This window comes from Rhodococcus sp. NPDC003322 (assembly GCF_053589555.1).
In genome coordinates this window covers 138,639-164,392 of the sequence record NZ_JBSFSC010000002.1, presented here as the reverse complement: position 1 = coordinate 164,392, position 25,754 = coordinate 138,639, and the positions used below count along the sequence as shown (strand labels likewise).

The 25,754-nt window shown below is 68.9% G+C and carries 23 protein-coding genes and 2 pseudogenes; 16 read left to right on the top strand and 9 right to left on the bottom strand.

Annotated features, from left to right (window positions below; all coding sequences use genetic code 11):
* Positions 1 to 20: 20 nt before the first annotated feature.
* On the top strand, positions 21 to 995 hold the full coding sequence (locus tag ACWDUM_RS07160; protein ID WP_450133433.1) for an ABC transporter ATP-binding protein: 975 nt from the start codon (positions 21 to 23) through the stop codon (positions 993 to 995).
* 60 nt (positions 996 to 1,055) lie between these two features.
* A complete protein-coding gene (locus ACWDUM_RS07155) occupies positions 1,056 to 2,033 on the top strand; it encodes an ABC transporter ATP-binding protein (RefSeq protein WP_450133432.1) in 978 nt (325 codons plus the stop codon).
* A 99-nt stretch (positions 2,034 to 2,132) separates the two neighbouring features.
* Here the strand turns inward: ACWDUM_RS07155 and ACWDUM_RS07150 are convergent.
* The 7 genes and pseudogenes from ACWDUM_RS07150 to ACWDUM_RS07120 form a co-directional block, all read right to left on the bottom strand.
* Positions 2,133 to 2,492: pseudogene (locus ACWDUM_RS07150) on the bottom strand (response regulator transcription factor); the annotation flags it as partial.
* Between the two features lie 65 nt (positions 2,493 to 2,557).
* Positions 2,558 to 3,598: a hypothetical protein gene (locus tag ACWDUM_RS07145; protein WP_450133431.1), complete on the bottom strand. Its 1,041-nt coding sequence runs from the start codon at positions 3,596 to 3,598 to the stop codon at positions 2,558 to 2,560.
* 80 nt (positions 3,599 to 3,678) lie between these two features.
* On the bottom strand, positions 3,679 to 4,887 hold the full coding sequence (locus ACWDUM_RS07140; protein WP_450133430.1) for a sensor histidine kinase: 1,209 nt from the start codon (positions 4,885 to 4,887) through the stop codon (positions 3,679 to 3,681).
* Between the two features lie 25 nt (positions 4,888 to 4,912).
* A pseudogene (locus tag ACWDUM_RS07135) lies at positions 4,913 to 5,134 on the bottom strand (LuxR C-terminal-related transcriptional regulator); the annotation flags it as partial.
* A gap of 189 nt (positions 5,135 to 5,323) precedes the next feature.
* Positions 5,324 to 6,403 (bottom strand): hypothetical protein, encoded by a 1,080-nt coding sequence (locus ACWDUM_RS07130; protein ID WP_450133429.1) that lies wholly within the window; start codon positions 6,401 to 6,403, stop codon positions 5,324 to 5,326.
* Positions 6,400 to 7,581 (bottom strand): sensor histidine kinase, encoded by a 1,182-nt coding sequence (locus tag ACWDUM_RS07125; RefSeq protein ID WP_450133428.1) that lies wholly within the window; start codon positions 7,579 to 7,581, stop codon positions 6,400 to 6,402. Before ACWDUM_RS07125 ends, ACWDUM_RS07130 begins: the two co-directional genes overlap by 4 nt.
* Entirely contained in the window at positions 7,578 to 8,267 is a 690-nt protein-coding gene (locus tag ACWDUM_RS07120) for a LuxR C-terminal-related transcriptional regulator (RefSeq protein ID WP_450134169.1), read from the bottom strand. Before ACWDUM_RS07120 ends, ACWDUM_RS07125 begins: the two co-directional genes overlap by 4 nt.
* A gap of 565 nt (positions 8,268 to 8,832) precedes the next feature.
* On the opposite strand from ACWDUM_RS07120, the gene ACWDUM_RS07115 reads away from it, so the two are divergent.
* From ACWDUM_RS07115 to ACWDUM_RS07090, 6 genes are all read left to right on the top strand, one after another.
* Positions 8,833 to 9,360 carry an alternate-type signal peptide domain-containing protein gene (locus ACWDUM_RS07115; protein WP_450111917.1) on the top strand — a complete coding sequence of 176 codons (528 nt, stop codon included), beginning with the start codon at positions 8,833 to 8,835 and terminating at the stop codon, positions 9,358 to 9,360.
* A gap of 172 nt (positions 9,361 to 9,532) precedes the next feature.
* Positions 9,533 to 10,144 (top strand): SipW-dependent-type signal peptide-containing protein, encoded by a 612-nt coding sequence (locus tag ACWDUM_RS07110; RefSeq protein ID WP_450133427.1) that lies wholly within the window; start codon positions 9,533 to 9,535, stop codon positions 10,142 to 10,144.
* 7 nt (positions 10,145 to 10,151) lie between these two features.
* Positions 10,152 to 11,900, top strand: a complete 1,749-nt coding sequence (locus ACWDUM_RS07105) for a hypothetical protein (protein ID WP_450133426.1) — start codon at positions 10,152 to 10,154, stop codon at positions 11,898 to 11,900.
* Between the two features lie 60 nt (positions 11,901 to 11,960).
* The gene (locus ACWDUM_RS07100; RefSeq protein ID WP_450133425.1) at positions 11,961 to 12,488 is read left to right on the top strand and encodes an alternate-type signal peptide domain-containing protein; all 528 of its coding nucleotides are present in this window, start codon (positions 11,961 to 11,963) and stop codon (positions 12,486 to 12,488) included.
* Between the two features lie 5 nt (positions 12,489 to 12,493).
* On the top strand, positions 12,494 to 13,033 hold the full coding sequence (locus ACWDUM_RS07095) for a hypothetical protein (RefSeq protein ID WP_450133424.1): 540 nt from the start codon (positions 12,494 to 12,496) through the stop codon (positions 13,031 to 13,033).
* 19 nt (positions 13,034 to 13,052) lie between these two features.
* Entirely contained in the window at positions 13,053 to 13,754 is a 702-nt protein-coding gene (locus ACWDUM_RS07090) for a signal peptidase I (protein WP_450133423.1), read from the top strand.
* 558 nt (positions 13,755 to 14,312) lie between these two features.
* Here ACWDUM_RS07090 and ACWDUM_RS07085 read toward each other — a convergent pair.
* A complete protein-coding gene (locus ACWDUM_RS07085; protein WP_450133422.1) occupies positions 14,313 to 15,485 on the bottom strand; it encodes an Ig-like domain-containing protein in 1,173 nt (390 codons plus the stop codon).
* Between the two features lie 551 nt (positions 15,486 to 16,036).
* Between ACWDUM_RS07085 and ACWDUM_RS07080 the strand changes: the two genes are divergently transcribed.
* The 7 genes from ACWDUM_RS07080 (at position 16,037) to ACWDUM_RS07050 (ending at position 23,225) form a co-directional block, all read left to right on the top strand.
* Positions 16,037 to 17,107: a magnesium and cobalt transport protein CorA gene (locus ACWDUM_RS07080; RefSeq protein WP_450112052.1), complete on the top strand. Its 1,071-nt coding sequence runs from the start codon at positions 16,037 to 16,039 to the stop codon at positions 17,105 to 17,107.
* Positions 17,108 to 17,398: 291 nt separating this feature from the next.
* Complete coding sequence (locus tag ACWDUM_RS07075) at positions 17,399 to 17,605, top strand: dodecin (protein WP_450111924.1); 207 nt, start codon at positions 17,399 to 17,401, stop codon at positions 17,603 to 17,605.
* A gap of 47 nt (positions 17,606 to 17,652) precedes the next feature.
* The gene (locus ACWDUM_RS07070) at positions 17,653 to 18,699 is read left to right on the top strand and encodes an ATP-dependent DNA ligase (RefSeq protein ID WP_450133421.1); all 1,047 of its coding nucleotides are present in this window, start codon (positions 17,653 to 17,655) and stop codon (positions 18,697 to 18,699) included.
* Positions 18,699 to 19,775: a non-homologous end-joining DNA ligase gene (ligD, locus tag ACWDUM_RS07065; RefSeq protein WP_450133420.1), complete on the top strand. Its 1,077-nt coding sequence runs from the start codon at positions 18,699 to 18,701 to the stop codon at positions 19,773 to 19,775. Before ACWDUM_RS07070 ends, ligD begins: the two co-directional genes overlap by 1 nt.
* A gap of 91 nt (positions 19,776 to 19,866) precedes the next feature.
* Positions 19,867 to 20,454, top strand: a complete 588-nt coding sequence (locus ACWDUM_RS07060; protein WP_450111927.1) for an HdeD family acid-resistance protein — start codon at positions 19,867 to 19,869, stop codon at positions 20,452 to 20,454.
* Positions 20,454 to 21,665, top strand: a complete 1,212-nt coding sequence (locus ACWDUM_RS07055) for a serine hydrolase domain-containing protein (protein ID WP_450133419.1) — start codon at positions 20,454 to 20,456, stop codon at positions 21,663 to 21,665. The genes ACWDUM_RS07060 and ACWDUM_RS07055 overlap by 1 nt, the downstream gene beginning before the upstream one ends.
* Before the next feature lie 612 nt (positions 21,666 to 22,277).
* Positions 22,278 to 23,225: a L,D-transpeptidase gene (locus ACWDUM_RS07050; protein ID WP_450133418.1), complete on the top strand. Its 948-nt coding sequence runs from the start codon at positions 22,278 to 22,280 to the stop codon at positions 23,223 to 23,225.
* Between the two features lie 70 nt (positions 23,226 to 23,295).
* Here ACWDUM_RS07050 and ACWDUM_RS07045 read toward each other — a convergent pair whose 3' ends face one another.
* Positions 23,296 to 23,871: a TetR/AcrR family transcriptional regulator gene (locus ACWDUM_RS07045; RefSeq protein WP_450111930.1), complete on the bottom strand. Its 576-nt coding sequence runs from the start codon at positions 23,869 to 23,871 to the stop codon at positions 23,296 to 23,298.
* Between the two features lie 78 nt (positions 23,872 to 23,949).
* Here ACWDUM_RS07045 and ACWDUM_RS07040 point away from each other — a divergent pair, with 78 nt between their 5' ends.
* On the top strand, positions 23,950 to 25,722 hold the full coding sequence (locus ACWDUM_RS07040; RefSeq protein ID WP_450133417.1) for an ABC transporter ATP-binding protein: 1,773 nt from the start codon (positions 23,950 to 23,952) through the stop codon (positions 25,720 to 25,722).
* Positions 25,723 to 25,754: the final 32 nt, after the last annotated feature.

Sequence of the window (25,754 nt, the reverse complement as noted above, 5' to 3'; positions counted from 1 at the left end):
GACGAAAGGGGCCAGCCCACATGACGACTCAGCCGCTCCTCCAAGTGCGGAACCTGCGTGCGCACATCGGTACGCCACGCGGCATCGTCCGCGCCGTTGACGATGTCTCCTTCGACCTGGGTGCCGGACAGGCGCTGGGCATCGTGGGGGAGTCCGGGTCGGGCAAGTCGGTGATGGCCCGGGCGATCATGGGGCTGATGCCGGCTCGATCGGGGCGGTCCGGCGAGGTGACCTTCCGGGGCCGAGACCTGCTCGCGTTGAGTGAGAAGGACACTCTCGAGGTCTGGGGAAAACAGATCGCGATGGTGTTCCAGGATCCCGGGCGCTCCCTGAACCCGGTGGTCAAGGTGGAGCGGCAGCTCACCGAGGGGATGCGCCGTCACCTCGGCGTCAGTCGTTCGGAGGCGCGTGATCGGGCACTGAACCTGCTGAAAGAGGTCGGGGTGCCCGACCCGGAGAAGCGGCTCGGCAACTATCCGCACGAGATGTCCGGTGGAATGCGTCAGCGCGTGATGATCGCGATCGCGCTCGCGTGTGAGCCGGACCTGTTGATCGCCGACGAACCGACGACCGCGCTGGACGTGACGATCCAACGGCAGATCCTGGATCTGTTGCGTCGTGTCCAGCGCGATCGGGGGATGTCCCTGATGCTCATCAGTCACGACCTCGCGGTGGTCGCCGGGCGGACCGATCGGGTGTCGGTGATGTATGCCGGCCGGCTCGCCGAAACCGGGTCGACGCGTGCAGTGTTCGATGCGCCACGGCATCGCTACACCCATGCTCTGCTCGGCGCGCCGCCGACCGTCGATCACCCGCGCCACGCGCCGCTGCGGTTGATCGAGGGTTCCCTGCCGGATCCCACGCGGCCGCCGGAGGGGTGCCGATTCGCTCCCCGGTGCGAGCACGCCGACGCCGAGTGTCACGACGGGGGACTACGCCTGCAGACGGTCGGAGCGGACCATCACGCGGCGTGTGCCCACCCCGTTCCCCTCTGACAACCCTTGTCGCTGCGCTCGTGTGTCGCTGCATCGGCCCATTCGGAAAGGTAGGCCCTCATGGCCGGAATCGGTACCGCCCACCTGCGCGGTGAGCAGGCCCTGTTGAGTGTCCAGGACCTCGTCGTGGAGTACCCGACGGCGGCGGGGACCGTGCAGGCGGTCTCGAAGATCAGCTTCGACGTACTCCCCGGCGAGACCCTCGGAATCGTTGGCGAGTCCGGCTGCGGGAAGTCGACGACCGGTCGCGCGGTACTGCGGCTCGACCGGCTGACCGCAGGCCGGATCCGGTTCGGGGAGGACTGGATCGACGGTGCCGACGAGAAGCGGATGCGTGAGCTCCGCCGGGACATGCAGATGATCTTCCAGGACCCGGTGGCGTCACTGAATCCCCGCCGGGCGGTGAAGGACATCGTGGTCGAGGGGCTCGCGGTGGCCGGTGCACCGGCCGAGGAGAGGGCCGCGACGTCGATTTCCGTGCTCGATCAGGTCGGGCTGCGCGGCGACCGGTACGCGGACATGTTGCCCAGGCAGTTGTCGGGTGGCCAGGCTCAACGCGTCGCCATCGCGCGTGCGCTCGCGCTACGCCCACGACTCCTGATCTGCGACGAACCGGTCTCGGCGCTGGATGTGTCCGTTCAGGCCCAGATCCTCAACCTGATCGAGGATCTGAAGGCGGAGTTCTCCCTCACCGTGGTCTTCATCGCACACGATCTCGGCGTCGTGCGCACCGTCAGCGACAACGTGATGGTGATGTACCTCGGCAAGGTCTGCGAGTTCGGCGACTCGGTCGCGGTGTACGACGACCCGGCACACCCGTACACGAGGGCCCTGCTCGACTCGGTTCCGCTGACCGACCCGGAGAAGGGGTTCGCAGGCCCGGCACTCGAAGGCGACGTGCCGTCTCCGCTCGCACCGCCCACCGGCTGCCGCTTCCGGACCCGCTGCCCGGTGGCGGTGGAACGGTGTGCGACGGAGGAACCCGAGATTCGCGAGGTGAAGCCGGGACAGTACGTCGCCTGCCATCAGGCCGCGTAGCCCGGACCGGTCGTCCGGCCGGGGCCGCTGGATGCCGGCGGGTTGCCGAGATCGGTCGACGGCGATTCGGGCGCGTGCCGGGCCCTTCCCGTAGGGCGATCAGAGTTCGTCGAGGGAGATCAGTCCGTCCTGGATGGCGCGGGCGACGAGGGATGCCTTGGTGGGCGCGGGGCGATCCACCTCGGCGTACTTGGCGCGGATCCGGGACAGGTGTGTGTTGACGGTGCCGAGCGACAGGAACAGGTCTGCGGCGACGGTGCTCTTCGAATCGCAGCGCAGCCAGGTGAGCAGAACCTCGACCTCGCGCGGTGAGAGCACCGGTTTGCGCAGCGGTCGGGACACGGCGCGCCGCTGGGCCGGGTGGGCCCGGTCGGCGTCGTGGTTGAGCAGCGCGGTCATCGATGTCCTCGGAGGGTGCGTCGTGATGGCTCCCCCCAAGAGAGGAGTCGCTTGTCTGTGAGGATCCTAAGTGTTTGCCGCGAGTCTGCCGAGACGCGATTTCCAGGGGCATGAACCCCTCTCGTTCACCCGTCGACGATCGCCTGCAGGACCTGGTGGTCGGGGTCTGGTTCGCCGCCGGTGCGCACCTCCACCCGGGTGTGGCCCTCGGCGTCGAATTCGATCCGCCGCACCCGGGTGTCCTCCTCGACGAGGATGGTGGCCACGGTGGCCCGCCCGGCCGGTAGCGCGCGGGCGGTGAGGGTGCCTCCCGCGGTGGCGTCGAGTTCGTCGATCAGCGCCGCCCGGACGCGAGCGGCGAGCGCATCGTCGGTGAGCCCGCCGTCGTCGAGCAGGAGCACCTGGGTTCCTCGGTGCCGGGCCGACGAGGTCGCTCGGCACAGGGCCTCGTCATCGGCGAAGACCGGCGCGCGCAGCGTGTCGCGCAGGCGTTCCTTGAGTACCGCGCACTCGGAGCGGGTCCGCTCGGTGAACGCGGCCCCGGCCGCGGCCGCCTCGAGCAGGGGACGGGCCGACACGTCGAGGGCGGCCAACTGCCTGTCCCGTTCGGCGGTGACGGCCTCGGTCATGGCCTCGTCCGCTGCCCGCTCGGTCTCCCGCTCGCGCAGGGTGAACACCATGAAGGCCATCGGGCGGACGGTGACGGCCACCAGTACCGAGATCAGCACCGGGGCCATGATGACCGCGGACAGTGGCACGGCGGGGGACCACCCCTGGCCGGTCAGCTCGCTCCACAGCGTGAAGGCGGCCATGGTCAGTACGGCCCCGATGCAGGCGTGCGCTGTGCGGCCGCGGATCGAGAGGAAGCAGAGGATGACCGTGACCGTCCGCATGTGCCAGATGTCGCTCATGATCCAGCCCTGTGCGGGGATCTGCGGCAGCACCAGCAGGCAGGTGACCGGGCCGAGTGCAGCCAACGCGGTGGCGACCGGCCACGGCGGGGGGTCGCCGGGGACACCGACGATCGCCAGCGCGCCCGCGGTCGTCAGCAGCAGTGCCGCCAGGATCGGCCAGACGTGGTGGGCGTCGGCGAGATAAGCGGTGGCGCGGAGAGCAGAACTCAGGCAGAACACGATGGCGACCACCTTCGCGATCGGCCGATCCATCCACAGCAGGGTGCGGATGTCCCTCGCGGCGATGTCTCTTCCGCTGACATCCTTCCCGCCCGGGTGTCTCCGATTCGTGCTCACGTCGTCGCCGTCCACGTCAGCGTCACCTGGGTGCCGAGCTCGGGCGCCGAGCGGATTGCCACGGCAGCGCCGTCGGCGGTCGACATCCGTTCGCGGATGCTCATCGTGATCCCCAGCTGGAACCCGGGCACCCGGGCGGGGTCGAAACCGCAGCCGTTGTCGGCGACCACGACGCGCAGGCCTGCGGAGTCCGCGTCGATCACGACGAGCCGGTCGGCGATCCGCGTGGCGGTGTCCGCGTGCCGCACACTGTTGCGCAGTGCCTCGGCGGCGGCGGCCGCGATCGCCCGCGCGGCGGGGCGGGGCACGACGAGGGCGGAGTGCCGCACGTCGACCTCCACCGGGACGTCACCGTCCACCTCGACGAGTGCGGCCCGAATCAAGCCGATCGCGGTGTCCAGGTCGAAGCCCTCCTCGGCCACCGTGCTGTCCCTGAGCTCGTCGAGTTCGGCGATTGCGACCGCGGCCTGTTCGCGCAGTTCGGGGATGTTGCCCTGCCGGGACAGCCCGAGCAGCGTCGACATCACCCGGTCGTGGATGAGGGCGTGGAAGCGGGTTCGCTCGACATCGCGTGCGGCGCCCGCGGCGGCGCTCGCGGAGTGACTCACGGTGGCGGCGATGGTCCGGTCCAGGGTTCGCCCGGTCTGGACCGCGGCGATGGTGGCGACGACGAACAGGCTGCAGAACACGACCACGGAGGCGATCTCCACGGCGAGCACGACGTTCTCCTGCCCCTCCCGGGTGACGTAACGGACGACTTCCGCGGTGCCCGCGCCGACGGCCAGGTAGACCAGGCTCGTCGCAGGCCGCCAGGTCAGGGCCGCGGCCATCGTGACCAGCCCCGGGAAGGTGGTCAGCCAGACGTCGCGATTCGCCGGGATGTGTCCGTCCACGACGAGCAGCCACGACACCAGTGCCGTGAGGTATCCGCCGGCGGCCGCGGTTCCGCAGCGGCGAATCCAGCGCGGGTCGGCGGCATGGCTCGCCGGCCACAGGGACAGCATCGGCAGTAACACGATCACCGCGGCGAAGGGCGTCCACCAGTCGGGGACGATCCGGGAAAGGGCGATCGCGCTCGGCGTGAGGAGGATGCCGAAAAGCAGTGCCGCAGCGCCGATGAACCGGGCAAAGGTGCGGATGATCCCCTCCTCGGCGGCACCGATGCCGGTCGGGGTGTCGATGTCCTGTTCGCTCGCGGTGCTCATCGCGGGCGACCGCACGGTGCGGCGGTCACAGTTCGTCGAGGGAGATCAACCCGTCCTGCACTGCCCGCGCGACCAGTGCCGCCTTTGTCGGCGCGCCCCGGCCGACCTGCCGGTACTTGGCGCGGACACGCGCGAGGTGGGTGTTGACGGTGCCGATGGACAGGTAGAGATCGGCGGCGACGGTGTTCTTGGAGTCGCAGCGCAGCCACCGCAGCAGTACCTCGACCTCGCGCGCCGACAGTTGCGGTCGACGCAGCGCCCTCGGCGCGTTCGCCGTCGTCCCGTGATGGTTCAGTGCAGCGGTCATGTGGTCCCCCGGGAGAATCGTCGGTGGAGGGCTCGACCCCTCGTTGCGGCCCTCGGTGCCTCGAACCTAGGTGTGGACGCGCTGGTTTCACCAGCCGACACTTTCCTGCCCGTGAAAATGGGGGCATCGTTAGCAAGGTGCGGTGGGGTCGGTGGAATCGCCCCGGGCCTCGTCGAACCGGGTGAGCGGTCGGCCGTCGCGACCGAACTCGGTGCGCCGCACACCGTCTGGTGTGCTGCACAGCAGGGTCGCCGCCGCGGCGCGGCCGGGCGGCAGGATCCGGATCGTCACACTGCCGTCGACGGCGTCGGTGAGTTCCACGGAGACGTGGTCGAAGAAGCGTCGCCGGGCATCCACCGGGGCGCCGTCCAACGCCCGGTCGTCGAGCAACGTCACCTCGACCCCCCGAGCCCGCGCTTCCCGGGCGGCGACGATCACGGCGGGGTCGGACAGCGCGGGGGCGCGCACGCTGTCACGCAGGTGCGCTTCGAGCAGACGGCACGCCGTGCGCGCGTCCTCGTCCAAGGGTTCGCCCGCGGCGATTCGGGCGAGCAGCGGGCGGGCCTGCTCGTCGAGTCGGCGCAACTGGCGGTCGCGTTCTTCGAGCACCGCGGAGTCGGCGGCTTCGGCGGCGGCCCGGCGGGTGGTCTGCATGCGCAGTTCGAAGATGTCCCGGGCCGAGGGACGGATGGTGTACGCGAAGAAGGTGGACATCAGCAGCGGCGCCAGATTGATGACCGACATCGCCAGACCGTGCGCGAAACCCTGCCCGGTCAGTGCCGCCCAGACCACACAGGTGGCGATCGTCGACAACATTCCCAGCCAGGCGAACCACGTCCGGCCCCGGACACTCATGAAGGCATAGATCGCGGTGACCGCACCCAGCGGCCACGTCTGCAGCGGACTCGTGACCGGAATCGGCAACACGCCGAGGACGAGAGCGATGGCGACCGGCCCGCTCGCCATCAGAGCAAGAGTCGGACCGAGCGGCATCGGATCGCCCGGAACACGGATCAGGGCCACCGCGCCGAGGCCGACCACGGCGACTGCGACGGCGATCGGCCAGAACGCGCTGACCCCGTCGAGTGAGACCACGGCCATCAGGACGACGGTGGCCACGTAGAACGCGACGATGGCGTTCGCGGCCGGACTCGTCATCCCGATCAGGGACCGGACGTCGCGGGTGTCCCGGCGATCCGCACTGGTCACGATGCGCTCCACACCAGGTGGACGTGGGTGCCCGCGCCGGGCCGGGACACGACCCGGGCGGCCCCGCCGGGCAGCCTGCGCATCCGGCCGATGATGCTGACCGCGAGCCCGAGGCGATGCGCGGGAACGGCTTTCGGGTCGAATCCGGGTCCGGTGTCGGCCACCTCGACCGCGAGGCGTTCGGGCGAGACGGTCACGATCACCGACCGGTCCGCGTCGGGGCCGGCGTGCCGGATGCTGTTGCGCAGGGCCTCGGCGAGCGCGGCGCCGACGGCGCGGGCAGCCTCCGCCGGCATCGTCAGCGCGCCGGATCCGGGGGTACGCCGGACGTCGAGTTCGACGCCGTCGTCCACATCGCCTGCCGCGGTGCGCAGGTGGGTGATGACCTCGGTGACGTCGAAGCGGTCGTCGGGTCCGGGACCGGCCCGCAGCGCGTCGAACCGGCGCAGCGTGAGATCGGACTGCTTGCTCAGGCTCGCGGTGGTGCCCTGCCGCGACGCCGCGAGGAGTGTCGACATCACGCCGTCGTGGATCATCGCGTCGAAGCGCGCGCGTTCGACCGTGCGCGCGTGGCTGGCGGCGGCGGCCGCCGCCGCGGCGTGTGTGTCGGCCAGGGTCGAGTCGAGGATGCGGCCGGTCCGCAGCGCCATCACTGCGGCACCGACGAACAAGGTGCAGAACATGATCGAGAACGCGATGTCGGGGAGCAGCGGACTCGTCATGTGTGGGTCGCGGGCGATCGAATTGAAGACCTGGACGCCGATGCACGCGACGACCATGTGCCCGAACGCGAACGCCGGTGGCCACGCCACCACCGCCGCCAGGCTCGCGACGCCGGGAAACGCGGACAGCCACACACCCTGCCCGTCGGTCAGGGAGGGACCGTTCCATGTCCACAGTCCGGTCGCGACGGCCACCAGGAAGACGGTGGCGGCGACCCCGCCTGCGATCCGCAGCGTGCGGGTGTCGGACGCCAGATACGATAGGCCGAAGGCGAACCCGGACCCGAACACCGCGACCGCCGCCATCGGTGTCCACCAGGATTCGAGGCGGTCGGCCTGTCCGATGATCGACGGCAACAGGAGCAGCAGGTAGAAGAGGTACCCCGCGCTGGTGAACAACGCGAACGTGCGCAGGATCCGGTCGGTGGCGCCCGGTCCGGCGGCCACTGTGGTCATCCGTTGTCGTCGCGTTTGGGGATCGGCAACCAACCGTCCTCCACAGCACGCTTGTACAGGTCGGTCTTGGTGCGGGCGGGACGCCCGGCCTCTGCGTACTTGGCGCGGATCCGGCCGAGGTAGTCGTTGACGGTGTGCGGGGCGAGGCCGGTCAGGCTGGCGACGCGGTTGGCCTTCTCGCCGGACGCGTACAGCGCCAGGACGTCTCGCTGACGCGGGCTCAGTCCGACATCCTGCAATCCGGGATCGCCGTCGATCGCGGCGGCCCACTCGGTGGTCACCACCTGCTCGCCGTTCGCTGCCGAGGTGATCGCGGCGATGACGGTTGCGGTCGGCTCCGACTTGCGCAGCACCCCGAGCACGCCGGCCTTGGCGGCCAGGCGCACCAGGTACGGGTCCTCGGCACTCGTGAAGACGAGAGCCTCCAACCCCGCGGAGCGCAACTGCTCGACGTTCGACTTCGGCGAGGATCCGTCCGCGAGCCGCAGATCGAGGATCACGAGGTCCAATTGCTCACCGGCAGCGAGGAGTTCGGGAACAGTCGGTGCGGCGGCCGCGATGGTCAGGTTCGGTTGGTCGGACAACATCGCCTCGAGCCCCATCACGACGGACTCGTGGTCCTCGACGACGCCGATGCGGCGCAGTCGGACCTCGGCGGTGACCGGCTCGGCGGTGTCCGAAGGGATCTCGGTCAATGTGCTCCTCGCTGTGTGGTGGCCGTGCACCAGCGCGGTCGCCTTCCCGAAACAACAGTGTCGGCGAGAACCGTAGCAGTCCGGACCGACAGGAACGGGGCGTTGACGTCGCGATTGCGGCGCGATAGCTCAACCGTGCCGTACATGCGTTGCGGCGATCGGTGGGCAGGGAACCATACGTGCCTCGATCCGATGCCGGTATCCATCGAATGGAAGACAGAAATGGGTCGTCGAGTAACACAAACCTGCAGGTCTGCAATGCGCGAGGGAGTTCTGGCCGGATGGATGAAGGAACAACTTGGACGACTGCCCAAATTCATTCGGACGGATGACCTGAAATCTCCACGGCGTGATTCGCTGGCGTGGTAAACACTTCGCATCGCGAACCCGGCGTCGGCCAGACGGCCGTTCCTGGGCGCCAGCCACCACCGTCGCGAACCCACGCACGAGCACGGATACGCACGAAGCCGAGCCCACGAACACCTGGGCGCACGTAACTGATCCGAACATCGACTTCCAGGCCCCCCAACGGGGGTCCGACGAAAGCTGAGCACACATGAACAAGCAGACCAAGGGCGCCATCGCAGCAGGCGCGGCGGCGCTCCTCCTCGCCGGCGGCGCCGGGACCATGGCAGCGTGGAACTCCTCGCAGACCGTGGGCGGCGGCGCGGTGAACTCCGGTACCTTGTCGCTTTCCCAGGGAACGCCGGCCGGGTGGACCGATGCCTCCGGCGCGATCGACATCGCGACCTTCAAGGCCGTTCCGGGTGACGTCGTCACCTACAACGCCAACTTCTTGGTCGGAGCCAAGGGCAAGAACCTGCAGGCGACGCTCAAGGCGGACGCCAGCACCATCACCGGCGACGCGGACCTCAAGGCGGCGCTCAGCCCCACCGTCACCGCGACCGTCGATGGTGTCGAACTGCCGAGCGACGGCACCGGCGCGCAGATCACCGAGGCGCAGGACGGCAAGACCGTCGCCGTCCAGGTGAAGTTCACCTTCGACGCGGCCACCGCAGGGACCACTGCGCAGGGCAAGGCCGTGAACCTGTCGAACTTCAACGTCAACCTGACGCAGAACTAGCCACCCGACTGCTCGCTGCCCTCGCGGCGAGCTTCCTGGACGCGCCGGCCGGCCGAACCGAGCCCCCGATCCGGTTCGTACGGCCGGCGCCCCACGAACATCCTTGGAGCCCAACGGCTCACACCCCGGCGCTCCACGCGCAGCTGCACGACCACGCACGAAAGGTCACCGCATGTCCCGTCATGAGGTTCCCAATTCTTCGTCAGGGTTCGGCGCCCGGACGCGCACATTCCTGTCCGGAGGAAGGCCGCGGGCCATTGCCTCGCTCGGGATCGTGCTCGGCCTCGGTGCGATCGGCACCCTCGCCGCGTGGAGCGACTCGGCCTCCGCCACCTCCGGCGTGTTCTCCATCGGCTCGATCGACCTGCAGCTCAACGGGAATCAGGGAAATCCCACGGCGTACGCGTTCACGACATTGAGCAAGTCGGGCATGATTCCGGGGTCGTCGGTGGCCGCGGCCCTGCCGGTCCAGAACACCGGCACGACACCGTTCAACTACACGATGTCGGCGAACTCGACCACGTCGGTGGCCGCGCCGTACCTGAAAGTGATCGTGTCGACCGGTACGTCCAACGGCACGGCCTGCAGCGGTGGGGCCGTGATCGCGAACAACGTTCCCCTGGTCTCCGGTGGTGTGGCCAACCTGATCCCGACGGCGCGGCCGCTGGCCAACGGCGGCAGCGAGACCCTGTGCTTCCAGGTGACTCTCGACTCGGCCGCGCCGACGACGGTGCAGAACCAGACCGTGAACACCTCCTTCAACTTCAACGCGACGAACGCCTGAGCGCGCCATGGCAATTCACGACGCTCCGCTCGCATCGGGCCGCTCGCGCGGTCGCGAGATCGCTCTCAACGTGGGCGCGATCGCCGGCCTGATCTGTGTTCTGGCCGCTGCCGCCTCCTTCTTCTTCGGCATCAAGCCACTGGTCTTCCGCTCCGGATCGATGTCCCCGGACATCCCGACCGGTGCCCTCGCCCTGGCGAGAACCACGCCGGCCGCGGACCTCGCCGTCGGTGACGTGGTCAGCGTCGAGAACGAGCAGGGCACCCGCATCACCCACCGCATCCACGACATCGTCTCCGGCGACAGCACCGGTGCGGTCCTGATCCTCAAGGGCGACGCGAACAGGGACGCCGACATCTCGCCGTACCCGGTGACCGAGGCCGACCGCGTGTTCTTCAGCGTGCCCGGACTCGGTTACGCCGTGTCATGGCTGTCGTCGCCCGCCGCGATCTTCCTCGGTGGCGCCTTCGTCGGCGGCCTCATGGTGCTCGCCTTCGGGCCGGCCTCGAAGAGCAAGGACAACGAGTCGGACTCGGGTGACGGCGGCACTCCCGTAGCTCACCAGTCGATCGAGAAGCAGGTCACACACGCGCACAGCGGTTTCGACGCCCATCCAACGCAGTTCGTCACGCAGCCTCGGCAGACGATGCAGATCCGCAGGCTGATGCCCGCCCGCTCCCTCATTGCGCTCGGCGCGGTCGGTGTCACGGCGCTCGGCTTCACCGCGGTCGGGACCACCGCCGCGTTCACGGACTCGGCGATGGCAACGAGTTCGTTCTCGGCGGCAGCGAACTTCTATCCGACGCCGCTGGTTTCGAACGTTACCTGCTCGACCTCGGGCACCGTCGGCTTGCGAAAGGCCACGGTGTCGTGGACGGCGCCCACGGGCACGCCCCCCCTCGGCGGGGCATGGAACTACCGGGTGATCGTTCGGCGCGACAACAACGCTTCCGAAGTCATCGACACGTACAACCAGACCAGCACCACGGTGTCGGGGTACAGAGCGGGGACCACGGCGAGGGGCTACATCGTCGAGGTCCACACCGTCAACGGACCGAACGTGTCGACGGGGTGGAACGGCCAGGGGCTCTGGTCCGGAGCCGTGCTCGACACCTACTGCTCGGGCGGGGCTTCGGGGCAGCCGAACCCTGCGGGCGAGAACTCGGTGTCCGGCCAGGGAACCGAGACGCAGTCGATGCGCATGGCGTTGGGCGCGAGCCCGTCCCCCGAGGCGGTCGCTCCGAGCGAGACGAGTGCCGCGCCCACGACGACCGACGCGGCTGCGTCCACAACGACCGTCTCGGCCGCGCCGTTGACCACGACGGCAACACCGACCGCGCAGGCCTCCACCACGACGACCGAGTCGACCACAACCGCCACCCCGGCGCCGACCACGACGACTGAGTCGACGACCACCTCTGCGCCCAGCACGACGACTGGGGAAGAGTCTGTCGAGGAGGCAGCGACCGCGCCGTCGGCCGGCGACCTGGCAATCACGAACACCTCGACGTCTGGCGCCTACACCGCAACCGTGAGCGGAACGACCGCGACGATCACCGACAAGGCGGGTGCGCGGGTGTTCACCACCACCGTCGGAAAGAAGGCGATGGTGCAGTGGGAGGCGTCTTCGGATCGGCTGTGGATCATCGACGGCGACACGCTGTCGGTCGTGGACGCCGCTTCGGGTACCGAGACCAGCGTCGACCCGACCTCCGGCGAAGTGCCGGCGGAGGTCGCGGTCCTGGTCGCGAAGTAGAGGTCCCGCAATGTCGTATTCCTCTGCCCTGCAAGGGGTCCTACGAAAGCTGACCAGCAGATGAACGCGAAGACGAAGGGTGCGGTCGCGGCAGCCGCCGCGACGGTTCTGCTCGCGGGCGGCGCCGGCACCATGGCCGCGTACAACGCGGGTGGTGGCGGCGTCGGCGGCTCTGTCGGTGCCGGCAGTCTGGCGCTGACCCAGAGCGGGGCCCCGGCCTGGACCGACCAGAACGGCGCCATCGACATCACCACATACCGGGCGGTGCCGGGGGACACGGTCACCTACACCGCTGCCTTCACGGTGACGGCCAAGGGAACCAACCTGATTGCGAACCTCGGCGCCGACAGTGGCACCATCACCGGCGACCCTGCCCTCAAGTCAGCGATGGCGACAGCGGTCACCGCCTCCGCCAACGGGGTATCGCTGCCGTCGAACTCCGGCGGCGCGGTGATCACCCCCGCGCAGAACGGCAAGACCGTCAACGTCAAGGTGGTGTTCACGTTCGACCCGGCGACCGCCGGGTACGTGGCGCAGACCGCCCGGCTGGATCTGTCCAACTTCAACATCACCCTGAAGCAGGTGTAGTCGCCATGTCGAACAAGACTCGCTGGCTCGCCGTCGGTGGCGCAGCCGTTGCCGGTGTGGCGTTGCTGTCGGTGCAGCAGACCGGAGCGTTGTGGACGCAGAGCCAGACCGTGAACGGTGGCACCATCCACTCCGGTGTCCTCGACCTGTCGGTCGGCGGGAGCGGGATCGGTTCGTTCCCGTTCACCGCACTCGCCGGATCGAGCATGCTGCCCGGCGGCTACGCGCAGGCGCCGGTGACCGTCTACAACTCCGGCAACGTGCTGATGAAGTACCGGCTGCAGAACGGCATCCAGTCAGACAGCGCGGTGCCGCTGGACCTGACGGTGTCGGCCGTCGCCAGCGAAGCGGCCTGCCCGGCGACCGGCAACCCGACGGGTGCGACCGCGCTGTACACCGGCCCGCTGATCGGCGCGTCGTTCGCAGAGCGGACCGTGCAGCCCGGTGCCACCGAGGTGCTGTGCCTGCGCGGCACCGTAGGCGCCAACGCGCCACAGGGCGCGAGCACCACCGCCACCTTCACGTTCTCGGCGCAGTCGCGGTGAGAGACGCGGTGCACGGCTGATGAGTGACACGCCCTCGGGCAACGGCCGGGATCCGGGCGTGTGGAGCTGGGTGAAGAGCATCGTCTCCTGGCTGGTCCTGCTGCTGTTGCTCGTGATCCTTGCCCTGACCATCGTCATTCCCCGGCTGACGGGGTCGACGCCCTACACCGTGCTCACCGGCTCGATGCGTCCCACCCACCCGCCCGGCACGTTGATCGTCGTGAAACCACAGGACCCCACCACGCTCGGGGTGGGAGATGCGATCACCTTCCAGAAGGAATCCGGCAACCCCGAGGTGGTCACACACCGCATTGTCATGACACGGCTGAATTCGCTGGGGGAGCGCACCTTCGTCACCCAGGGGGATGCCAACCCGTCTCCGGACGCCAATCCCGTAGTGATGGAACAGGTGCGGGGCAAGGTCTGGTACAGCGTCCCCTACCTCGGCTACGTCAACAACGTCATCACCGGCAAGCAGCGCGCGTTGCTGGTGACCGTGGTCGTGTCCGGACTGTTCCTGTACGCGGCCGCGATGTTCGTCGGTGCGTTCCGCGACCGTTCCCTCAAGGGCGACGACGGCGCTGCCGGCGCCGCCGCGAGCCCGGTGGCCGAGCCGATCGCTCCGCCCGCCCTCGGGATCGCCGCGGACGCGCGACCCGCGTCGCACGACGCGGACACCATCGTGATGCCCCGCATCGAGGGTCGTCACCGCGCCCCCTGACCGGTTCCCTTCCCGATGCGTTCCGCGCACGTGAACACCCCTGTGCAATGAAAACCGCTGTGCACAAACCTTTTGAAGTGTGCACACGGGGATTCGGCGTGGAGAACCCGTGTGAGTGCTGTGAGGAGTTTGTGCACAAGGGGATTGGCATGCGGTGAGTGCAGGGCGCGGGGTCTCGGATGCCGACCCCTGGACGCGAGAACCGCCGCGAGGGTGCACACATCTGTTGAAGTGTGCACACGGGGATTCGGCGTGGAGAACCCGTGTGAGTGCTGTGAGGAGTTTGTGCACAAGGGGATTGGCGTGCGGTGAGTGCGGGACGCGGGGTCTCGGATGCCGACCCCTGGACGCGAGAACCGCCGCGAGGATGCACACATCTGTTGAAGTGTGCACAAGAGGATTCAGCGCCGAAGACCCGTGTGCGTGCTTCAACGGGAGTGTGCACATGAGTTTTGGTGGGGCGCGACCGCGCGCGTCCCCGGCGCCTTGCGCGCATCACGAAGGCCCCCAGCCGAAAAATCGGCTGGGGGCCTTCGTGTCAGGGCTGCTGTTCGCGGATCAGCCGCCGAGGAGGTCGCTCAGCGAGCCTGTGTCCATCGAGCCGGCCGACCCGCTGCCGCCGGGCTCGGTGACCACGCTCGACACCGTCACGGTGTGGGGCGCGGAGACGGACGACTTGTAGGCGTCGCTGCCGAGATAGGTGGCGATGATGGCGTGGTCACCGTCGACGTTGAACGAGCGGTTGATCTTCGCGACCCCGTTCACGAGGGTCACCGGCGTACCCAGGTTGACACCGTTGTCCGTGAACTGGACGGCACCGGTGGCGGAGTTGGGTGCGACCGCCGCGATCAGCTGGATGTTCGTGCCGTTGTTGGCGGCGTTGCCGCCGGAGATGGTGATGCTGGTGTCCTGCGCCGCGGGGGCCGACACCGCGATGGTATGGGCAGCCGAGGTGGAGGTGGCGAAGCCGGAGTCACCGGAGTAGACGGCGGTGATGTCGTGCGTGCCGGTGGCGGTGAAGGTGTGGTCGTAGGTGGCGACCCCCGCGGTGATCGCGACAGGACCGCCGATGTCCGTCGCGCCGTCCTTGAACTGCACGGTGCCCGTCGCGTCCGCCGGGTCGACGGTGGCGGTCAGCTGGACCGAGGTGCCGACGATCGTGGTCGACACGGCGGTGAGGGTCGTGGTGGTGGCGACGGCCTCGGGGTCGAGTTCGAAGTCGAGCGCGAAGTCGGGGTCCACGGTCCCGCCCTGGGTCTCGTTGCCTGCGTCGGCGGGCATGCCGACCACGAGCAGCACCTTCGCCGACTCGCCGGGGTTCAGGTGGATGCTGTTCAGCTCGGTGCCGGGCACGGCGACGTCGTTGACCAGGTCGACCGTCTGGCCCGACGCGTCGTTGATCTCGGCACGCACGTACGCCTGCATGTTCTCGGACTTAGTCCAGGCACCGAGGTACACCTGCAGACGCCCGCTCTGGGTTCCGTTGTTCTTCGCGTGGAACGTGGAGGTGGTCTCCGCGCCGGGGATCAGCTCGCCGGACAGGGCGGGGATCTGGGTCATGTCGCCCCAGGTGGTGCCGTCTGCGGAGTAGTTGAGGTAGTTCGGGTCCGCCTGCGCGGACGCGGGCATCAGCACAGCAGCGAACGCCGCCAGGAACAGAGCGGCGACCATGCTGCCGACGGCAGTGGCACGCCGCCTGACGCTGCCCTGCGTGTTGATGGTGGAAGTCATTGCGGCAGCGTAGAGGCAGTCAGTGGATCGAGCGTCCAGATTGGCCGAAATTTCCCGGCCGTAGCGATGGCTTTCGGCCGGGCACGTCGTTCGTTCGACGATGTGTTCGGCGAGTCGTCGACGACCCGCCGGGACACCGTCGTGCCGGTCCGGGTCCGCGCGTCGGTCCCGGTCCCGAATGGTGGGACGATTCGGAGGGCGCGAGGCGTCCGATATGCGGCATCTGTGTGATTGGTGGCGGGTGTGGCTCCGGAGTAAGGTGTTCGAGGATTTGCACGCGCCACCGTTGGGTGCGCCCGGGAAGAGGAGGTGAGGCTTGCAGTGAAGAGCCAACCTCCGAGTACCTGCCGAAGTCGTCGCTGAACCGTAGCGGTTCGACCCTTCGCGCAGCGGCGATTTCGCGATAACCACACCGCCCGTCCGTCACGGGCCGTCCGTGTATCCGCCTTACGCGAAAGCCGTCCACCATGCGTGACAAGCGACCCTTCCGCCCGCTGCTGCCCAGCCGCGCCGCCGACCCCACCCGCGACGAGATCGTGCCCGAGCACACGATGGCGCCGCATCACACGCCACCCCCGCCGCGGATCGTCTCGGCGCCGGTGGAATCCAGCGTCGTCAACAGCGCCGTCTACCGCGACGGCTGCCGGATCGAGACGCCGTCCAACCTGTCCGAGGCGTTGCGCAGCCTGCCCGACGCCTCGTCGATGGCGTGGATCGGGCTCTACCGGCCGTCGGAGGAGCAACTGCTCGCCGCGGCCGCGCAGTTCGGGCTGCACGAACTCGCCGTCGAGGACGCGATCGTGGCGCACCAGCGCCCCAAGCTCGAACGCTACGGCGACACCCTGTTCGTGGTGCTGCGTGCTGCCCGCTACGTCGACGAGACCGAACGAGTCGACTTCGGTGAGCTGCACGTGTTCTGCGGTCCGACGTTCGTGCTCACCGTCCGGCACAGCGAATCGCCGGATCTGTCCGCGGTCCGCGCCCGCATGGAGAACGACCCCGACCTGCTGCGACTCGGTCCGGAGGCGGTGCTGTACGCGATCCTGGACGCCGTCGTCGACGGCTACGCGCCCGTCGTGGCCGGCCTGCAGAACGACATCGACGAGATCGAGACCGAGGTGTTCAGCGGCGACCCGAAGGTGTCGCGGCGCATCTACGAACTCACCCGTGAGGTCATCGAGTTCCAGCGCGCCACCAAGCCGCTGCTCGGCATGCTGTCGGGGCTGTCCGCCGGCTTCGAGAAGTACAAGACCGACGAGGAGTTGCAGCGCTACCTGCGTGACGTGACCGACCACGCGACCACCGTCGTCGAGCGAGCGGACGGGTTCCGGCAGCTGCTGGGAAACATCCTCACCGTCAACGCGACGCTGGTGTCGCAGACGCAGAACGAGGAGATGTCGGCGCTGACGCAGGCCAGCTACGCGCAGAACGAGGAGATCAAGAAGGTGTCGGCGTGGGCGGCGATCCTGTTCGCGCCCACCCTGATCGGCACCGTGTACGGCATGAACTTCGACAACATGCCCGAACTGCACTGGGCGGGTGGCTACCCGTTCGCCATCGGCATGATGGCCCTGATCTGCGTCGGGCTGTACACGATCTTCAAACGTCGCGGCTGGCTGTAGCGGCTTCGCCGCCTGTGAGCGAACTTCACCCCCCAATCAGGGTGAAATTCACTCACGGGCGCGGAGCCGTCCTCACCCCTGCGTCTGGTTCTTGCCGGTGATCTTCTTCCACTGGGTGCTGACCAGGTACTTGACCAGCAATCCGTAGTTCTTGAGCTTCTCCATGGGTGTCCCCCTATGTCGATGGATGGCAAAGCGCCGGCGGAAACTTGACCACAGATCACCGCCGCTCGGCAAGGGGCTGCGCATAGGCTGAACGGGTCTGGCATCACCGAAGAGTGAGGAAGACCGATGAGCGATCACGTGTACTCCGTCACCGAGGTCGTCGGGTCGTCGCCGAAGGGCATCGACGACGCCATCGCACAGGCGGTCGCCCGTGCGAACGAAACGGTCCGCAATCTCGAGTGGTTCGAGGTGGTCGACACCCGCGGGCACATCGTCGACGGGAAGGTCGCGCACGTGCAGGTGACCATGAAGCTCGGTTTCCGGCTCGAGTAGGGCTTGTCCCCTCGCGAATCGGTGCCGGCTGGGTCAGGATGGGGGACGTGGACCTGCCCCTGAGCCCGCCGCTGCAGCCGATGCTCGCCAAGTCCGCCGGTGCGGTGCCGCCGCAACCTGCCGGTCAGGATCCGGTGTGGTCGTACGAACCCAAGTGGGACGGCTTCCGGGCCATCGTGTTCCGCGACGGCGACGACGTGGTGCTCGGCTCCCGCAGCGGCAAGGACCTCGGGCGGTACTTCCCGGAGATGCTCGCCGCGATCCGTGCGGAACTTCCCGAGCGCTGCGTCCTCGACGGGGAACTGGTGGTTCCACGGGAAACCGACGGTCGTACCCGCCTCGACTGGGAGGCGCTCTCCGAACGCATCCATCCCGCCGCGAGCCGGGTGGCGCTGCTGGCCGAGCAGACGCCGTCGCAGCTGATCGGATTCGACCTGCTCGCCCTCGGCGACGACGACCTCACCACCCGTCCGTTCGCGGACCGCCGGGCCGCGCTGCTCGGCGCAGTGGGCGGTGGACCCTCGTGCCACGTCACCACCGCCACCACCGACCCGGACGTGGCCACCGAGTGGTTCCACACCTTCGAGGGCGCAGGCCTCGACGGTGTGGTCGCGAAAAAGCTGGCCGGACACTACGCCCCGAACAAGCGGGAGATGATCAAGGTCAAGCACGCGCGGACCGCGGATGCCGTCGTCATCGGTTACCGGCCGCACAAGAGTCAACCGGGGATCGGATCGATGTTGCTCGGCCTCTACGACGGCGACGATCTGCGGATGATCGGCGGGGCGTCCGCGTTCACAGCGGCCCGGCGGGTCGAACTGCAGGAGATCCTCGACCCGCTGCGGGTCGGCGAGGACGTCGTCCACGACGGTGAGGCCAGCCGGTGGTCGGCGGGCAAGGACCGGCAGTGGGTGCCGCTGAACCCGGAACTCGTCGTCGAGGTCGCCTACGACCAGATGGAGGGCGACCGGCTGCGGCACGCCGCGCGGTTCCTGCGCTGGCGTCCGGACCGGGAGCCGCGCAGTTGCACCTACGAACAATTGGAGGTCCCGGTGCGCTACGACCTCGCCGACGTGCTGGCAGGAGAAAGGTGATGGCGGCAGTCGATGGGGTGAAGCGGCCGTCTCAGGGGCGTGCGAAGGCCCCGGCGCTGGAGCTGGACGTCGACGGCATCGCGGTGCGGTTGTCGAGCCCCGACAAGGTGATGTTCCCGCAGCTCGGCGCCGACGGCGGCACGAAACGGCACCTCGCCGAGTATTACCGTGCGGTCGCGCTGTTCGACGGGGGCGGCATCATGACGGCGTTGACCCAGCGGCCGACGCACCTGCAGCGCTTCCCGGACGGCATCGAGGGGGAGGAGGTGTACCAGAAGCGGATTCCCGCCAAGCGGCCCGAGCACATCGGCACGTGCACGGTCACCAACCCCAACGGCCGGACCGCCGACGCGCTGCTCGTGCGGCACCCCGCCGACGTCGTGTGGGCCGCGCAGATGGGCAACGTGACCTTCCACCCGTGGCCGGTGCGGTGCGCCGACACCGACCGGCCGGACGAGCTGCGCATCGACCTCGATCCGCAGCCCGGCACCGGGTTCGCGGAGGCGCGGGCGGTCGCGCTCGACCTGCTCGCCCCGTTGCTCGACGAGCTCGGTCTCGTCGGCTATCCGAAGACGTCGGGCGGCCGCGGCGTGCACGTGTACGTGCGGATCGAACCGCGCTGGGACTTCATCGACGTCCGGCACGCCGCCATCGCGCTGGCCCGGGAGATCGAGCGCCGTGACCCGAACCGCGTCACCACCGCGTGGTGGAAGGAGGAGCGCGGCGCGCGAATCTTCGTGGACTTCAACCAGACCGCGCGCGACAAGACCGTCGCGTCCGCGTACTCGGTGCGCAAGACCCCGCGGGCCACGGTGTCGACGCCGGTCACCTGGGCCGAGCTCGCCGACGTCGAACCGGACGACTTCACCATCGCGACGGTGCCCGATCTGCTCGCCCGTCGGGGCGACCCGTCGTCCGGTATCGACGCCGTCGCGCACTCCCTCGACGGGCTCCTGGACATGGCCGAGCGGGACACCGCGAACGGGCTCGGTGACCTGCCCTACCCGCCGCAGTACCCGAAAATGCCCGGGGAGCCGAAACGGGTGCAGCCCAGCCGGGATCGTGACCGGAAGTAGGCGCGTTCGCCACGCTTTCGGGGCCCGTCGACAGTAGGCTCGCGAACGAGTGGGGCGCAGGGCGGTCCACCCCGAGTCCTGGGAGGTTGCGATGACTGAAAGTCCGACCGTCGGCACCAACGAGGCCATCCTGCGCATTGCGAAGGACGTGTGGTGGGTGCTTCTCGTCCGTGGTGTCGTCGCGATCGCGTTCGGCATCGTCGCCCTTGTCTGGCCGCACGCCACCGTCAAGGTGCTGATCGTCGTGGTCGGCATCTTCTGGATCGTCGACGGCATCGTGTCCGCGATCCGTGCGATCCAGGCCCGCAAGGTCGTGCTGAGCTGGGTGTGGTGGCTGGCGGGTGCGTTGGTCTCGGTGGTCGCCGGTGTCGTCCTGTTCGTGTGGCCGGACCTGACTGCGCTGGCGTTCGCCTACCTGATGGGCTTCTGGGCCATCCTCGTCGGCGTCCTCGAGATCATCGGGGCGTTCCAGGTGATGGCCAACGGCGGACAGTGGCTCGGATCCATGGTTGCGGGCGTGATCGCGCTGCTGTTCGGCCTGTTCCTGGTGATCTGGCCGGGCTCCGGCATCACCGGGCTGATGTGGCTGGTCGGGATCTTCGCGATCGTCTTCGGTGTGCTGTTCATCGTCGGCGCGTTCCAGGTGCGCTCTGCGGCCAAACGCGCCGGCGTCGTCTGATGAGCGAACGGGTGGCACGCGTGCATTCGCTCGAGGACGCCGGCCGGGCTCCGACGCAGATGTACGTCGACCCCCGGTTCCTGCCGTTGGCCGACGCCTTCTTCGCGCTCTACCGCAGCCCGCAGCACGGTGGTGGCGCACTGTCCGCGTACCTCGACGGCGACCTCGTTCTCGACGTCTGGGCCGGGTGGGCCGATCGGGACCGCCGGTGGAATCGGGACACGGTCGCGCTGTCCTTCTCCACAGGCAAGGGTGTCGCGAGCACGGTCGCGCACAGGCTCGCCGAGCGGGGTCTGCTCGACTACGACGAGCCGGTCGCCACCTACTGGCCGGAGTTCGCGGCCGCGGGCAAGGACCGGATCACGGTGCGGGACATGCTCACCCACCGCGCCGGACTGCACAAGGTCAGGGGCCTGGTGCAGGGAAGGCGGACACTGCTCGACTACGACGCGGTGGTCGCCGCGCTCGCCGCCGAGGCGCCCGATCCGCGTCGCTTCGACGGTCCCGGCTATCACGCCGTCACCTTCGGGTGGCTGGTCGCCGAGACCGTCGCGCGCGTGACCGGCCGCGACTTCGTCGACGTGGTGCGCGACGAGATCGCGAGACCGCTCGGAGTCGACGAGTTCTGGTACCGGGTGCCGCAGGATCAGCGGCACCGGATCGCGAAACTGTTCCCGCACATCAACCCCGGCGGCATGCCGTGGGAACTGACGTCGTCGGTGCTGTCGCGGGTGGCGCCGCTGAGCGGGCTCGCCGAGGCCGCGATGCCCGACGGGTTCGACCAGCTGGTCCGTGACCCGGCGGTGCACGATGCGGTGATGCCGGGCTGGAACGGGGTTTTCACGGCCCGCGCCCTGGCGAAGATGTACGGCGCGATCGCGAACAACGGGATGATCGACGGCCGCCGGTTCCTGCAGACGGACACGCTGGAGCGGATGGGAGCCGTGCAGACCCGCCGGCGGGACTACGTGCTGCGCGCCCCGATCCACTGGAGGCTCGGCTACCACCCCGTCTTCCTCGCGAAGCGCGCGCAGCCGAAGCATGCGTTCGGGCACTACGGGGTCGGCGGTTCCGGCGCCTACGCGGATCCCGAGACCGGCCTCTCGCTCGGTTACGTCACGAACCGGATGGGCAACGCCGTCACCGCGCTCGGCGACCTGCGGCTCGCCCGCCTCGGTGCCGTCGCTCAGGGCCTGGTGGCCCGCCCCTGACCCAGGCTCCCCCGGGGCGGTGCCCGGTCGGCTGGTGACCGGGCCGCCCTCCACCCTCCCGAGCAACGTCTCGGAGGGTTCGAAACGGCCGATGTGCCGGTGCGTCGCCTCCTCGCGGATTGTTGCTGCGGTGATGCTGAACACACCGGAGGGCGACAGGATGGACGCGGGGCTGCCGAAGGGGACGGCGGTCCGGTACCGGAAGCCGAGGGGGACACATCAGATGACACCGGACACGCGCACGCCCGGACCGGCGCCGGAACCGACACGCCCCGCGTTGACCGTCCGGGAGGTGGAAGTCCTGGTCGAGTGATTCCGGTCGGACCCGAAATCGGTCGCGTCCGAAGCGCTCTACATCTCTGTCGGGACGCTCGACACCCATCTGGCGAGGATCCGGAACAAGTAGTCGAAGGTCGGCCGGTCCGCATCGACGAAGGCTGCCCCGTTCGCCCGGGCGCTGCAGGACGGGTTCATCCAACTGCCCGAGTGGTGACTTCGGCGTCGGGCAACGGAAACGCGATTCGCGAAATTCCGGCGAATCGTGTGTTAATTGTTGCGCTCGACCATGGGGGTGTCGGGCTGCACTTGGTTGGTCGATGTGATGGGGACGGAATGGGTACGCGCTCGAACGGACGGAACGTCGCTGGGGCTCGCTGGTCGCGGCGGATCGCGGTGGCACTCGCGGGTGCGACGGCGCTCGGTGCTGCGGTGGTCGCGCCGGCGCAGGCGGCGCCGCTGTTCCCGGGCGGCCCGGAGGTCCCCACGTTCGAGCTGCCGCAGCTCCCGGGTGTCGCGCTGCCCCAGATTCCCGGTCTGCCCGTGCCCGTACAGGCCGTGCCGTCGATCGGTCCGGCGAACTTTTCCGCGCCCCGCCTGAATCCGTCCGAGGGCGAGGTCGTCGGGGTCGCGCAGCCGATCATCATCTCGTTCAACGAGGCGATCGGGGACCGGGCCGTCGCCGAGCGCGCCATCCGGATCAGCACCACTCCGAAGGTGGAGGACGGTCACTTCTACTGGACCAGCGACCGTCAGGTGCGTTGGCGGCCGAGTCAGTTCTGGCCCGCGCACACCGAGGTCGTCGTCGAGGCCGGCGGATCCCGCTCCGCGTTCCGGATCGGGGACGCGCTGGTGACGACCGCCGACGACGCCACCAAGCAGATCACCGTCACCCGGAACGGCGAGGTGGTCAAGACGATGCCGACGTCACTGGGCAAGCCGGGCCACGAGACACCGAACGGCACCTACATCGTGGGTGAGAAGCATCGTGACATGTACATGGACTCGTCCACGTACGGCGTGCCGATCGACTCGCCGGAGGGCTACCGCACGTACGTCGAGTACGCCACTCGCATCTCTTACAGCGGCATCTTCGTGCATGCCGCGCCGTGGTCGGTGAACCAGCAGGGCTACAGCAACGTCAGCCACGGATGCCTGAACGTGAGCACCGAGGACGGCAAGTGGTTCTTCGAGAACGCGGGCAAGGGTGACCCGGTGATCGTGGTGAACACCGCCGGCGGCACCCTCGACGGCCGCGACGGCCTCGGCGACTGGAACCTCTGAGGCGGCTTCGCCACCTGTGTGCGCGTCTGTCGGCTCGGGCCACCAGGCGCGCACACAGGCGCGTCAACGCCTATATCGTGCCGGTGAGACGGGCGACCGTCTCGTCGATGGCTTCGAGGGCCTCGGTCCGTGAGTACCCCTCGTGGGCGAATGCCTCCCAGCCGGTGAGCAGGCACCACCACAGCATGCGCCGGATCCACCGGACCTTGAGGGTCGCGGTGAAGGTGCCCTCGGCGATCCCGCGCTCGAGCAGATCGAGCAGCGGTTCGTCGGTGCGGTCGAGGCGCACCCAGAACGCCTCGTTGGAGAACACCTGGACGTCGCCGTAGACCAGTGAGAGCGTCGGCCCGATCTCGAAGCACTCGTGGCTCATTCGGCGGATCGCCTCGTCGGCCGGTCCCTCGGTGGGGCGCGCCCGGACCAGGGCGGCGTCCAGCTTGTCGAGAGCGTGTCCGCCGAGCGCGGCGACGAGGTCGCCCCGCTCGGGGTAGTACCGGTGCAGGGTGCTGCGTCCCACATCGGCGGCGGTGGCGACCTCGCTCAGCGGTGCTCCCGCGTTCTTGCTCAGCACCTCGACCGCAGCGTCGAGGATGGCTCGGCGTGTGCGGGCTTTGGTGCCCGATTCGGTGGCTTCCTCGGTCGTCATGGGTTCACGTTAACAGTGTGAAATTCCGAAAGGGAACATTCGTTGACAAGAATGGGACATGCATGTACCAATACGGGCATGGCTGACTCACCCGCGCAGGCCTCCTGGCCGAACGTCCGTCTGCTCTGGTCCTTCATTCGACCGCACCGCCGAGTGCTCTACCTCGGCCTCGCGGTGGGTCTGACCTTCACGGCTGCGGGCCTCGCGCTCCCGATGGTGGTCAAGGTCATCCTCGACGCCCTCGGGACCGGCGACTCCATCCGCAATCCGGTGATCGTGCTGACGGTGCTGCTCATCTGCTCCGGCACCCTCGGTTTCGTCTACCACAACGTGATGGGGGCCCTTGCCGCCCAGGTCGTGTTCGACGCGCGTGAGTCGATGGTGCGCAACTACTTTCGGGCCACCATCGCGAGCGTGACGCGGCGCCCGTCGGGAGAGCTGGTCACCCGGGTCACCTCGGACACGGTGTTGCTGCGGGATTCGGTGTCCTCGGCGCTGGTCGAACTCGTCACCAGTGCCGTCTCGATCGTCGGAACCCTCGTTCTCATGGCGATCCTCGACCCGGTGCTGCTCGGCACGATGCTCGGTGCGCTGGTCCTGGTCGGGATCGCTGCCGCGGGACTCATGCCGATGATCGGCAAGTCGCAGCGCCTCGCGCAGGAATCGGTCGGTCGGATGGGCGGAGGACTCGAGGGGGCGTTACGCGCGATCCGCACGGTCAAGGCGTCCCGCGCGGAGTCCCGCGAGGCCGAGCGGATCATCGTCGATGCCCGCGACTCCCAGCGACACAGCGTCAGGGCGGCCCGAGCCGCGGCGGTGGTGTGGATGGTCGTGAGCGGCGGAATGCAGCTCGCCATCGCCGGGGTCCTCGCGTTCGGCGCGTGGCGTGTGAGCGTCGGGGCGCTGGCGGTCTCGAGCCTGATCGCCTTCCTGCTCTACGCATTCACGGCCATTCCACCGGTGTCTCAGCTCGCGACGAACTTCGCGATGATCCAGTCCGGCATCGTCGCGGCCTCCCGGATCCGGGAGGTGCAAGAGATGGAGATCGAGGAGCCTCGGTCCCCGCGTGAGGTGGTCGAGCTCCGACCGGTCGCGATTCCCGATGTCCCGGTGCTCGAACTGGTCGACGTGTCCGCTCGATACGCGCCGGGTGCCGCGCCGTCCCTTCAGGAGATCAGTGCGGCGATCCCTGCCCGCGGGCACACCGCGATTGTCGGGCCGTCGGGTGCGGGCAAGACGACGCTGTTCTCCGTGCTGCTGCGCTTTCTGCAGCCCGAGCAGGGGGAGGTCCTGCTCGACGGAGTCCCGTACTCCCAGCTGCAGTTCGAGCAGGTCAGGTCCCGGCTGGCCTACGTCGAGCAGGAGACGCCGATCGTGCCGGGGACCGTGCGGTCCAACGTGCAGTTCACCTACCCGGAGGCCACCGAGGACGAGGTCTGGGCGGCGCTGCGCGCCGTGCACCTCGAAGAGACGGTGCGCGCGATGGAACACGGCCTCGACACCGACCTGACCGCCACCAGCATCTCGGGCGGCCAGCGACAGCGGATCGCGGTGGCGCGGGCCATCGTTCGGCGTCCGGAGGTGCTGCTGCTCGACGAGGCCACCGCGCAGATCGACGGCCGAACGGAGGCCGCGATCCAGGACGTCATCGCCGAACTCGCCCGCACCGGCGCGGTGGTGACCATCGCGCACCGGCTGTCCACGGTCATCGACGCGGACACCATCCTGGTCATGGAGCAGGGCCGGATCCGGGCGCGGGGCACCCATGCCGAGCTGATGGCGTCCGACGAGCTCTACCGCGAGCTCGTCGCCGCACTGCGGATCGCCCCCGACGCCGCGCTGGCCGGCTGAGGACACCGCCGTCGGACGCGCTGCGCGGGCGC